An 11,475-nucleotide genomic window follows, 5' to 3' on the forward strand; every position below is an offset into this window, starting at 1 on the left:
TTCGGCCAGCCGGTAGCCGTCGCCCGTGGAGCCGGTCGCCGCGTAGGATGCGCCGCCGGTCGCCACGATGACGGAGGGCGCGCGGTAGGTGCGGGCGGGGAAGGCGTGCGGCGCGCCGGTACGCGTCCGGCCCGGCGGGACTTCGGCCACATGCACGCCGCTAATGCGGTCGTCCTCGACCAGCAGCCGCTCGACCGGGGCGAACGGCTCGATCTGCACGCCCATTTCGCGCACCCAGCGCACCAGCCCTTCGACGATGTGCTCCGCCTCGCCGGACGCGGGGAATACGCGCCCGCCGCGTTCCGTGACGGTCGGCACGTCCAGCGCGTGCAGGTGCTCGATCAGGTCCTGCGAAAAATAGGTGTTGAACGCGTGGCGCAAAAACCGCCCGTTCGGGCCGAAATGCCCGATGAACTCGCTGAGCGGCGCGGTATTGGTCACGTTGCAGCGCCCCTTGCCGGTGATCTTGATCTTACGCCCGGGGTGGTGCATTTTTTCGAGCAGCAGGGTGCGCGCACCTTCCGTGGCGGCATGTCCGGCGGCCAGCAGGCCCGCCGCGCCCGCGCCGATCACAATCACGTCGTAGGGGTGGGAGTCGTTCATGGGCTGAATCAGGTCCGTTCTCGTTCAGAATACCGCGCCCTATGATACCAGAGCGTGTCAAGGGGAGCAGGCGGAGCGGATCGATCACCGGGAGGAACGCGCTTTTCCGGGATGCTGCGCCTTGACTCCGCAAGCTATTTAGATATACTTCTAATTAGATGTATATCTAAATAGGAGCGCGTCATGAGCGACGATCAACTTCAGATTCTGCTGGCGTTCTTCAAGACGCTTGCGGAGGAAAGCCGCCTGAAGATCCTGGGCCTGCTCAGCACGGGCGAGCGCAGTGTGGGCGAGCTGGCCGCGCTGCTGGACCTCAAGGAGCCGACCGTGTCGCATCACCTCGCCAAGCTCAAAGAGCTGGATCTGGTCGAGGTGCGCGCCGAGGGCAACACTCGCTTTTACCAATTGAAACGTCAAGGATTGGAAGCCGTGAACAAACAGTTGTTCAGCCTGGAAATGATCGCGTCGTGGGCAGACGATGTAGAGGCGGAAGCGTGGGAGCGTAAGGTGCTCACCGACTTCTTCGAGAATGGCCGCCTGAAGGATATCCCGGCGCAGCGGAAGAAGCGCGACGTGATCCTGCGCTGGCTGGCGAGCCAGTTCGAGGTGGGGCGCGAGTATACCGAGATGGAAGTCAACGACCTCATCCGCAAGATTTACCCCGACTCGGCCACGCTGCGGCGCGAAATGATCGAGCAGGGGCTGCTCAAGCGCGAGCGCAACATCTACTGGCGGCTCGCACCGCCCCAGGCCTGATCCGCAGGCCGGACGCCCGCCAGGACTTCCGGTCTGTCAGCGGCTGAAGATGCGGCTGGGCAGATATTTGCCCACCGCTTCGAGCTTATCCCTGCCGCGCCCGCTGAAGTAGCTGTCCGCCAGACGCCCCATGCCATAGACTACGCTCACGGCCACCGCCGGTTTTGCCACCCACCAGCCCAGCACGGGCACGAATGTCGAGAGTTCCAGCGCCGCGAGGCTGAACGTCTCGCCCGCGGAAAAGATCGTGCCGCCCGCCTTCAGCGCCTCGCGGAAGGTGAGCTTGTGGCCGTGCCGCCGCGCGATCTCGCGGATCATCACAACTTCCAGCGCGCCCAGCACGATCGATGCGCCGGGCAGCGGTCCCCACAGCAGCGCGAGCACGCCTGCCGCGATCATGTACTTCCGGTAAATCTTGTTCATGGTCCGTCCTTTTACACCTGTCACAATACATGCCGTGTTTCAGGTTGTAGCAAGGATGCGGGCGGATCGGCACGCGGGGCAGGGCAAGCGGATCATTCAGGCGGGGAGGAATGGCGTAGAGGCGTATAACGATACGCCCCTACGAACCGGTACAGCTTGATGCGTTTAGCCCACCAGCGCCTGAATCACGGCGGGCAGATCGGCCAGATCGGTGATCGTGGCGTCGGGCCGGGTGGCGGTGCCCGCCGGGACAGCCTCGCCGCGCACGTTGTACCACACTGCGTGCAGCCCGGCGCGTTTCGCGCCCAGAATGTCCGTGCCGAACGTATCCCCGATCATGACGGCCTCGGCGGGCGCGCAGCCAGCCGCCGCCAGGATCGCGGCGAAGAAGGCCGGATCGGGCTTGCTGACGCCCATCGCCGCCGAGGTGTGGAACTGCGCGAAGTAGTGGTCCAGGCCGACGCGGGCCGTCGCGCGGCGAATGTCGTCGGGCAGCGAGACGTTGGCGTTCGATGCGACCACCAGCGTGTACTGCGGCTTCAGCGCGTCCAGGGCCGCCTCGATGTTGGGCATGGCGACCAGTTCCGGCGCATCCACCAGCTTGCCGGGAAAGCCGGGAATATCGTGCACCAGCGTATCCCCGGCGTCGAAGATAAGGGTCGTGATCACGGGCAGGTTACCTTTCGGGCGAAGGAGGCCGCACGGCAGGCAGCGGCTGCGGCGGCGTATGGGAGGCGACCATCGTTTCGTCGAAGCTGCGCGGCCCGTTCGAGGTGCTGATGACGATCTGGCCGGACTGTCCCGCGACTTCGAACGGCAGGACGCGCCGCGCTCCGGTCGGCGGGTGCAGCGGCAGCGCGATGAAGAAGGTGCTGCCCGGCAGCTTTTCCGCGTTGCAGCCTTCGCTCTCGACCCAGATCCGCCCCCCGTGACCTTCGATCACGCCGCGCGCGATGGTCAGGCCCAGGCCCGGCCCGCCGCCCATGAACTTGGTCGCGCCGGTCGAGTGCAGCTTGGGGTCCTGCACGCGGAAGAACTTTTTGAAGATCAGCTCCTGGTCGCTGGCGTCGATGCCGATGCCGGAGTCTTTGATCTGGACGATGACCTCGTCGTTCTCCACGACCCCGGTGATGTCGATCCGTCCGCCGTCCGGCGTGTACTTGATCGCGTTGGTGATCACGTTGCGGAACGCCTGCACCAGCCGCTGCTGGTCCGCTTGGATGTGCGGCAGATGGCGCAGCCCGCGCGCCGAGAGCATCAGCTTGCGATGGCGGATCGATTCGGTCAGCGGCTCGATCGCCATGCGCATCACCGACTCGACCGTGATGTCGGCAAAGGCGAGGTCCATTGCGTTCACGTCGATCTGGCTGACGTCGAGCATCGCGCCGATCAGGTTTTCGAGCCGGTCGGCGGCTTTGCGCAGGCTGGATGTCATGCCCGTCACCTGATCCTCGTCCAGCGCGCCTTCTTCGTTCATGGCTTCCAGAATGTCCGTATAGCCGCGAATCTGGGCGAGAGGGGTGCGCAGCTCGTGGCTGGCGACCGTGATGAAGTCCGTTTTGACGGTGTCGAGCTTTTCGAGCTGGTCGGTCGTGGTGGAGAGCGCGCGGTTGAGCTGGGCCTGTTCGGCTTCGCGGCGGCGCAGGTCATCCACCAGCCGCGCATTGCGCAGCGCAAATCCGACCTGGTTGGCGATCGTCATCAGCACTTCGAGATCGCGCCGTGAAAACGCGTCGTCAGAATTCTTCGCGCCGCAGCAGACCAGCCCCACCAGCCGCCCCTGCACGAAAACCGGCGCGTACACGCTCATGCGCAGGCTTTGGAAAAATGCGCGCTCGGCAAGATCGGCGGTGGTGTATACGCGCTCGAAGTCGAGATCGTATTGCAGCAGGGGCGCACGCCGGTCGAGCAGGTGGCGCAGGATCGGGCTGTCGAACTTGAGCGTGCACGACGTCGGCGGCTGATCGCTGTCGCTCTGCGGGGGCGATTCCAACATCAGGCCCTCGGCATCCTCGCCGCTGACCAGAATCACTCCGGCGCGCCGCACGCGCAGCACGTAGCCCACGGTGCGCACGGTCACGTTGACCAGCGCGTCCAGGTCCACGATGCCCGCGATTTCCTCGCTGTAGCGGCGCAGCAGCGGCGGCAGTCCGTCCGCTGACGCACCCCAGAACCGCGCGATCACCTGTTGGAGCGCTTGCAGCGCCAGGAAGAAAATCGACGCGACCGCCGCCAGCACGATGATCACGACCGGGGTGGCGTTGCCGTCTTCTTGGAGCTGCACGCCGATCATGACCAGCCCGAAGAAGAACAGGGTGGTGGTGACGACCATCAGCACCAGCGCGACCGTCCAGCGCAGCGTGTGGCGGATGCTGATCACCCGCCGGGCCATCACGCTGTAACATGCGCCGAGCAGCCCCAGGAACTGAATCGCCCAGCCGAGCTTGGCGAAAATCGCGTCACCGTTCGTTCCCGCGACGGAGCCGATCCAGATCAGCGGCACGAGGATCGCCCAGAACAGCGCGCGGTTGGCGACTTCGGGCAGGTGCGCGCGGTAGTAGGCGATGAACGCCGCGCCCAGCATCCACACGCCGCCGACGATCCAGCCGCCGATCAGCAGCGCCGACGTTGAGGTGAGCGGGTCCAGCAGCGTGTCCAGCCATCCGACCTCCCCGATGGCCAGCACCGGGTCCACGGACAGCATCACGGCCTGCGCGATCCACCAGATCATCCCGGCCAGCAGCCAGACGATCACCGACCGGTACTGCAAATAGCGCAGCGTCTGGCAGCCGAAAAACACCAGCATCAAATCCGTCGCCAGCACGAACAGGGCGCCGGGCGTGAGATCGGAGGGGAACAGGGCATCGTACGGCGCGGTGAGATGCGCGTCTTCAGGCAGCACATGCACCGCCGCCGCGATTCCGGCCACGAACAGCGCCGGGATCAGCCAGCGGCGCGCCCCGATCCCGATGGCGGCGCGATCGCGCGCGGCCAGGAGAAGGAGCAGCACGGCATAAGTAGCAACGAGTGTTGCGGGCAGCAGCATAGTGCTCGGCAAGGGCATCACCCCAAATGCGTGTGTATCCGCCTTCAGGCGGTACAATGAATCCGGCTCAGATCGACAGAAAATGGATGGATTGAACGACCTGAGCTAATAGTAACCGAATTCTCAGCCTCCGGCGATAGACCTCTAGGCCTGTTTCGTATGATTTCGCTCTGACTTAAGGTCTTCCCGCCGGAATATCCCTGCAATGGAGCCTATCCACATGACACGCCCCTTTCTCTACGCGACGACGAATCCTGGCAAGATGATGGAGATCCGTAACCTGATGCGGACGTTTGACCTGGATCTGCTTGCGCCGCAGGACATCGGCCTGGACCTGGACGTCGCGGAGGACGGCACGACGCTCGAAGAAAACGCGCGGCTGAAGGCCGAGGCATACCTCGACGCGCTGGCGGCAGCGGGCCGCGACGACGTGGTGGTGATGGCGGACGATACGGGGCTGGAAATCGACGCGCTCGGCGGCGAGCCGGGGATCCACGTGCGGCGCTGGCTGGGATACACAATGGAGGATGAGGCGATCATCGATCTGTGCCTGTCGAAGATGGCCGGGATTGCCCCGGCACAACGCGGTGCGCAGTTCCGCACGGTGATTGCGCTCGGCGCGCCGGGGATGCCGCTGAAACTGTTCGACGGCACGCTGCGCGGCGTGATCCAGGAGCAGCCCGGTACGCTGCGCATTCCCGGGTTCCCGTTCGAGGCGCTGTTTTCCGTGCCGGAATGGGGCATGCTGCTGGGGGAAATTCACTATCTCCCTGCCGAGCAGAAGGCCGCCTACGTCACGCACCGCGAGCACGCCGTCCGCCGCGCGCTACCGGCTATTCGGGCATTAGTGACGAATGGTGCATAAGCTCACCGGATTTGTATTACACTAGGGACATGGTGGGAGATGCCGATAGGGTTGGGCGCTCCGTTTGCGGCTGTCCAGCCTGTACGCGATCCCTCGAAAAAACCAAGCCAAATCTGCCTCCCCCCGGCTCCTTTCCAACCCAATTGGAAGGGCCGGGGACGAGGTGCGGGGCAGTGCGATTCATTCCGCATCGCCTCGATTCTATAACTTTTTGCGCCTTACTTAGTTTGCTGCCCAAAAATTTGCGCGCCTCGGGAGTCCGGCATGACAGCTTCTTACTATCAACCGCTGCGTATTTTTGTATCCTCACCTGGAGATGTGCGGGAGGAACGTAGGGTCGCTGAAGACACCATCAGGGAAGTCGATCTGAGGGTGCGCGATACGTTGAGCCTTCGCGCGGACTGTGTGAAATGGGAACACGAGCCGCCTTATACGCACAAGAACAGAATTCAACAGACGTTCAACGAATTGATTAAGTCGTGCCATGTTTTCATTCTGATTCTGAACAAGCGCGTCGGAACGGCTGATCCCGGGGAAGCGGAAACGCGCATGGAACAGGAAATCGATCTGGCGCGCAAAATGCTGGAAGAGAACCGGAAGATCACGATCCTGTCGTACTTTCACGAGATACCGGATAACAACGATCCCGGCGAGCAGGAGCGGAAAGCACGAGAACTGCGCACCCGGCTGGAAGACGAGGGATTCTTCTATCGTTCGTACAAGGACGTCAACGAGTTTCAGAATTTGCTCGTCCACGACCTGTACAACATCATGCTGCGCTTCAGCCTGTCCACGTTCAAACAAAAATGTCTGCGTGCGTTCTGGCAGCTTGGCATTACCGGAGAGCAGCGCAACCCCAAGCTCGTCATGATTTATCCCCCGGTGAACCGTTCCTTTATGCCGCAAGAAGAACCAGACGAAATCTGGCTGAAAAGACTTGTCCCTAACGTCGTTTTTGAAGATTTTAAGGCGTTACAAAAAGTCGAAAAAACGCTGCGTCTGACTGGCTTTCGTGAGGCGGAGACGTATACCAGCATCCACTACCCGTCCGACCTTCACGACCGCAACCGGCTTTGGATTTGCCTGCCGCGAAACCTGCCCAGCCTGGAGCAGCTTAAGTTGTACGAGGGGATCGCGCGCTTCCGTGCGTTCCCCCGGCGGGGCGATACGGAGCCGTTCATTCAGTGGCGCGGCAAAAGCGGATGGTTCAAGGTCGAGTCGCCGCTCTCCAAGTATCTGGCGCTCCAGCGCGATACGCTGCGCGGCGGGGAATGGAGGCCGGAACACGGACGCATCATTGCCAAAGATTACGCGGTCCTGGCGCGCTTCACCGATCCCCGCGCGCAAAAAGTGATGGGCGAGGCCACCCTGAAAGACTTCTTCCTGGCCGGGATCAGGGGGTTGGGCACGTGGGGCGCGGCGTGGTTCCTGGACCGCAAGTATGGGGCTTTTGAACGCTACAACGACAGCGAGGACGAAACCATCCAGATGTTGTTGGAAGTAACCTACGTAGACGAGGTGATTTACGATGTCCGCGATGTATCGGATCAGCCGAAAACCTATTTTACACGCCAGAACCAGGAGTCTACGATCCGGGCTGTAATTGCCAAGCACCATCCGCTTGGATAGAGCGTGTTCTGCGCTTGTAGCCCCCCATCCCCTGGCCCCTTCCCCCACGCAACCCTGTTGCGCGGGGGCCCCGAGAAAAAAACGGGCGGGTCACAGACCCGCCCCTACAGAACCGCGTTAACCGTGTGTCGTCCTGTTTTGCTTGACTGTGCCGGTAGCTACTTGTCCGTCGTGAGCTGGAAGCCGCTCATGAACTGCTTTTGCAGCAGGATGAACACGATCACGGGGGGCAGGCTGGCGATCACCGCGCCCAGCATCAGCGGCCCGTACTGGATCGCGCTGTCACCGGCACGCAGCGTCCCGATGCCGACCTGAACCACGTCCATCTTTTGATCCGAGATGATCATGTTCGGCCACGTGTACATGTTCCAGGCATAGATGCACTGCACGACGGCCAGCGCACCGATGGTGTTCCAGCTCATCGGGATCAGCACGCGCATCAGGAACTGGAGCGGGTTGGCCCCGTCGAGCTGGGCCGCTTCGGAAAGCTCCGGCGGGATGCTGGCAAAGTGCTGCCGGAACAAAAATGCCCCGGTCGCGCTTGCCAGAAACGGCACGACCAGCGCCAGATAGGTGTTGTCCCAGTCGAGCTGGTTTACCAGCCGGAACAGCGCGATGATCAGGACTTCGGTGGGCATCATCAGCGTGATCAGCACGAAGCCGAACACGAGCCACTTGCCGGGGAACCGGAAGTAGACGAAGCCCAGCCCCGCCAGCAGCGAAAAGATCGTTTTGCCGATGGTGATCGCTGCGGTCATGATCAGGCTGTTGACCATGTAGTCTTGCAGGTGGCGCTGCACGAAGACCATGTGCCAGTTGTCCGAGATGGCGCTGCCGAAGGTGAACTGGTAGCGGAAAACCTCGGCGTTGGACTGCGTCGCCACGATGATCGCGTAAAAGACCGGGACGCCCAGGATGAAGCACGAGATCCATAGGACCACGTGCGCGTACCAGCGCTTGGGCAGCCAGCCGGTCCGGGGTTCGGCGTACGTCGCGTCTGCGTGGGTGGTTTCTTGAGAAAGGCTTGCCACTGCTTACACTCCGTAAGTGACCTGGCGGCCATTGGTGCGGAACATGACGAGCGTCATGGCGATCACCATCAGGAACAGCACGATCGACTGTGCTGCGGCTTTGCCGAGGTCGTTATTATCGACGCCAAGCTGGATGACCCGGTACATCATGGTGGTGGTCGATTGCAGCGGACCGCCGCCGGGCGTCAGGTAGTCGATGGTGGCATACGTCTCGAAGAAGGCGTAGGTCATGTTGGTGATGATCAGGAAGAACGTCGTGGGCGACAGCAGCGGCCACACGATGTGCCAGAAGCGCTTCAACACGCCCGCACCGTCGATCGCGCCCGCCTCGATCAAATCTTTGGGCACGTTTTGCAGCCCCGCGATGTAAAACAGGATATTGAAGCCCATCGACTTCCATACGCTGGCGAGGATCACCGTCCACGGCGCAACGTCCGGGTCGTTGAGCCAGCCGGGCCGGATGCCGAACCAGTCGCCCAGGAAGTGATTGATAATGCCGCCGGAGGGATTGAACATCAGCAGGAAGATGACGCCCGCCACCGCCGGGGAGATCGCGTAGGGCCACACGAGCAGGACGCGGTAGATCGACGCGCCTTTGAGCGGCAGATAGGCCATCGTGGCGATGAGCAGCGACAGCCCCATGCTGATCACGACGATCAGGATGGACATGTACATCGTGCGCCCGACGATGTCCAGGTAGGACGAATCCTGCACCAGCCGCGTGAAGTTATCCACGCAGATGAACGCCTCGCGCTTCGCACCCATGCGTGCCAGCTTGGTCGAAAGGCGCAGCGTTTCTAGCGAGGGATAGTACAGGAAACCAAGCAGGATGATCAGCGTGGGAGCCAGCAGCGGGAACGCGATCCAGCCGTGTTTGAAGGTGCCCTGCGTCGGTTGGGAGGTGGCCGAAACCAGACTTTGGCCGCGCAGCTTGCGCACGCTGATCCAGGCGATCGGGGCGATCAGGAGCGCCATGCCAGCGGCGATCAGCCCGTAACCGAAGACCCGGTCGATCGTTTCGCGTTCGGCCTCGAAGGTGCAGTAGTCGAGGGGGATCATGAACAGCAGCGAGCCTGCCCCTCCGGCAACCGCGCCCAGCACGCTGCCCAGCAGCAGAGATCCTCGCACTCGTTGGAATATCAGCCCCAGCACGGCGGCGCCGATGACGGCAGCAGCCAGACCCAAGAGCAGCGGTGAGACAACCATCATGCCATGTCTTTCTCGTTCAACACTTTCGGTGGATTCAAAAAAGGAAAAGAGGGGCGGCGTAATGCCGCCCCTGGTGTTGCATCTTATCAGGCTTGCCGTACCGGTTTATTCCGGCGCGTTCAGCAGGTTGTACTCTTCGATGATCTGATTGGCTTCGTCAGCCGCATCGTTGAGCACCGAAGCCGGATCGTCGTCGGTGAGCAGCACGCGGTCGATCGCGGCGGTCACGACGTTGCGGATGGCCGGGAACCCGCCCACCAGCGCGCCGCTGGTCGCCGGGGTGATCGTGGAGTTCGCCAGTTCATCAGCGGCCACGGTCTGGTTCGGGTTTTCCTCGAACCATCCCTCAGATTCGAGCAGCTCGTTGGCGCTTTCGCGGATGGCGATGTAGCCGGTCAGCTGGTGCCAGGCCGCGGCGTTTTCGGTGTTGGACATGTAGAGCATGAAGGACAGCGCGCCGTCTTCCACCTCAGGATCGAGGCCGTCGGTCAGCCACATCGTCGCGCCGCCGATCAGGTTGCCGGTCCAGCCGGTTTCCTGGTTGTAGGGCAGGTAGGACGCCACGGTCTCGAAGCCGTTTTCCTTACCCATGTTGGTGTAGAGGGTCGTGTCGGAGCTGCTGTACGCGGCCATCGCAACCTGCTGCGTCTGGTAGGCCTGGTCCACCGTGCCCCACGAGTCGCCGCCCTGGGCGCCGCTGTAGTACAGGTAGCCCTTGTCGTACATGTCGTTCAGCCAGTTGAGGACCGCCACACCGGCGTCGCTGTTGAAGGCAACTTCAGTCGCGCGGTCGGAACGGCCATTGTCGTTGTTCACGAACAGCGCGTCCTGCTGGGCCAGCCACTGCTCGAAGAACCAGCCGTGGTTGGGGAAGGTGAAGCAGTACTCAGGATGGCTGTCCATCGCCATGACGGCTTCGCAGGCGGCGTCTACGTCGGCCCAGGTCTGGGGCGGCTCTTCGATGCCCGCGGCGTTGAGGATCGTCATGTTGTTGAACATGAGCGCCGAGGAGGTGTTCCAGGGCATCGAGGTGAATTCACCGTTCAGCGAATAGTATTCACGAGCGGGGGCAACGATGTCGTCAAAGTTGGTGGGGATGCCGTTGACTTCGGTGCGGTCGCCAATTGCCTGCTGAATCGACTTGAACAGGCCGCTGTCACGAGCGTCCTGCGTCCCGGCCTCGAAGAACTGCACGATCGCGGGCAGTTCACCTTGCTCGGCGGCAACGGTGACCTGGGCGAACAGTTCCTCATAGGTGTAGCCGCCGGTGACAACGACGTTGTACTGGGGATACTCGGCGTTGAATGCTGCGGCAACATCTTTCGCCCAGTCCAGCCGGTAGTCCGAGAACGCGACCCACGCGTTGATCTCGATCGGCTCCTGAGCGGTCGCGGCACCGGCGGCGGGCATCAGAGCGGCCACCACGAGCAGCGCGGCGAGGGTCAAGAAAACTAGTCTCTTCATCCTGTTTTATTCCTCTCTTATTGTGCATATTGGACGAAACAGGCAATTTGCTATCAGTATAGCATGCGATAAGTTAAACATGGAAGGTTAAACGGAAGTTAAGCGCGGGCTAGCGGTTCGGCGCATGTGAATAAATAAAATTTTACGGAGCGATTTTCCCCGGATGGCTGCGCGGCTGCGGATGGATTTTTGTATGATTCGGAAGCTGGGGCAGCGGTTGGCTGTTGGCGATTAGCGGTTGGCGGAGAGCAAGGGCAAAGGCAAGGGCAAGGGCAGACCTCACCCCCGGCCCCTCTCCAATCAAGTTGGCTGAGGGGAGACAGGCGCGGGCAGGGTGGGGTTGTGTGGGGGTGAGAGTGTGGTGCCTGTGGTGAGAAAAGCCGGGTAGGGCAAGCCCTACCCCTACGGCGATCGGCCCTGGCGTGCGGTGGCGAGTGCATCCCGTGTTT

Annotated in this window: 10 protein-coding genes; 3 read left to right on the top strand and 7 right to left on the bottom strand. The window is 62.2% G+C overall.

What is annotated here, in order from left to right:
- The coding region (locus tag V7116_RS23335) for an NAD(P)/FAD-dependent oxidoreductase (protein ID WP_324394396.1) at nucleotides 1–603 on the bottom strand (603 nt) is incomplete at its 3' end.
- Between the two features lie 183 nt (nucleotides 604–786).
- Between V7116_RS23335 and V7116_RS23340 the strand changes: the two genes are divergently transcribed.
- A complete protein-coding gene (locus V7116_RS23340) occupies nucleotides 787–1,359 on the top strand; it encodes a DUF2087 domain-containing protein (protein ID WP_324394397.1) in 573 nt (190 codons plus the stop codon).
- Nucleotides 1,360–1,395: 36 nt separating this feature from the next.
- On the opposite strand, the gene V7116_RS23345 is transcribed toward V7116_RS23340, so the two are convergent.
- From V7116_RS23345 to V7116_RS23355, 3 genes are all read right to left on the bottom strand, one after another.
- Nucleotides 1,396–1,782, bottom strand: coding sequence for a hypothetical protein (locus V7116_RS23345; RefSeq protein ID WP_324394398.1), 387 nt, complete (start codon nucleotides 1,780–1,782; stop codon nucleotides 1,396–1,398).
- Between the two features lie 165 nt (nucleotides 1,783–1,947).
- A complete protein-coding gene (locus V7116_RS23350; RefSeq protein ID WP_324394399.1) occupies nucleotides 1,948–2,451 on the bottom strand; it encodes an HAD family hydrolase in 504 nt (167 codons plus the stop codon).
- Between the two features lie 7 nt (nucleotides 2,452–2,458).
- On the bottom strand, nucleotides 2,459–4,840 hold the full coding sequence (locus V7116_RS23355) for a sensor histidine kinase (RefSeq protein WP_324394400.1): 2,382 nt from the start codon (nucleotides 4,838–4,840) through the stop codon (nucleotides 2,459–2,461).
- 208 nt (nucleotides 4,841–5,048) lie between these two features.
- On the opposite strand from V7116_RS23355, the gene V7116_RS23360 reads away from it, so the two are divergent.
- On the top strand, nucleotides 5,049–5,693 hold the full coding sequence (locus V7116_RS23360; protein ID WP_324394401.1) for a non-canonical purine NTP pyrophosphatase: 645 nt from the start codon (nucleotides 5,049–5,051) through the stop codon (nucleotides 5,691–5,693).
- A gap of 264 nt (nucleotides 5,694–5,957) precedes the next feature.
- Nucleotides 5,958–7,322, top strand: a complete 1,365-nt coding sequence (locus V7116_RS23365; protein ID WP_324394402.1) for a DUF4062 domain-containing protein — start codon at nucleotides 5,958–5,960, stop codon at nucleotides 7,320–7,322.
- A gap of 158 nt (nucleotides 7,323–7,480) precedes the next feature.
- On the opposite strand, the gene V7116_RS23370 is transcribed toward V7116_RS23365, so the two are convergent.
- From V7116_RS23370 to V7116_RS23380, 3 genes are all read right to left on the bottom strand, one after another.
- Nucleotides 7,481–8,353 (bottom strand): carbohydrate ABC transporter permease, encoded by an 873-nt coding sequence (locus tag V7116_RS23370; RefSeq protein WP_324394403.1) that lies wholly within the window; start codon nucleotides 8,351–8,353, stop codon nucleotides 7,481–7,483.
- A 3-nt stretch (nucleotides 8,354–8,356) separates the two neighbouring features.
- Nucleotides 8,357–9,562, bottom strand: coding sequence for a carbohydrate ABC transporter permease (locus V7116_RS23375; protein WP_324394404.1), 1,206 nt, complete (start codon nucleotides 9,560–9,562; stop codon nucleotides 8,357–8,359).
- A 105-nt stretch (nucleotides 9,563–9,667) separates the two neighbouring features.
- Nucleotides 9,668–11,026 (bottom strand): extracellular solute-binding protein, encoded by a 1,359-nt coding sequence (locus tag V7116_RS23380; protein ID WP_324394405.1) that lies wholly within the window; start codon nucleotides 11,024–11,026, stop codon nucleotides 9,668–9,670.
- Nucleotides 11,027–11,475: the final 449 nt, after the last annotated feature.

Source organism: Aggregatilinea sp. (assembly GCF_036822615.1).
Classification (GTDB): domain Bacteria; phylum Chloroflexota; class Anaerolineae; order Aggregatilineales; family Aggregatilineaceae; genus Aggregatilinea.

Coding starts and splice junctions, on each gene's coding strand:
- V7116_RS23340 (WP_324394397.1), top strand. CDS start 787: ATGAGCGACGATCAACTTCAGATTCTGCTGGCGTTCTTCAAGACGCTT.
- V7116_RS23345 (WP_324394398.1), bottom strand. CDS start 1,782: ATGAACAAGATTTACCGGAAGTACATGATCGCGGCAGGCGTGCTCGCG.
- V7116_RS23360 (WP_324394401.1), top strand. CDS start 5,049: ATGACACGCCCCTTTCTCTACGCGACGACGAATCCTGGCAAGATGATG.
- V7116_RS23365 (WP_324394402.1), top strand. CDS start 5,958: ATGACAGCTTCTTACTATCAACCGCTGCGTATTTTTGTATCCTCACCT.
- V7116_RS23375 (WP_324394404.1), bottom strand. CDS start 9,562: ATGATGGTTGTCTCACCGCTGCTCTTGGGTCTGGCTGCTGCCGTCATC.
- V7116_RS23380 (WP_324394405.1), bottom strand. CDS start 11,026: ATGAAGAGACTAGTTTTCTTGACCCTCGCCGCGCTGCTCGTGGTGGCC.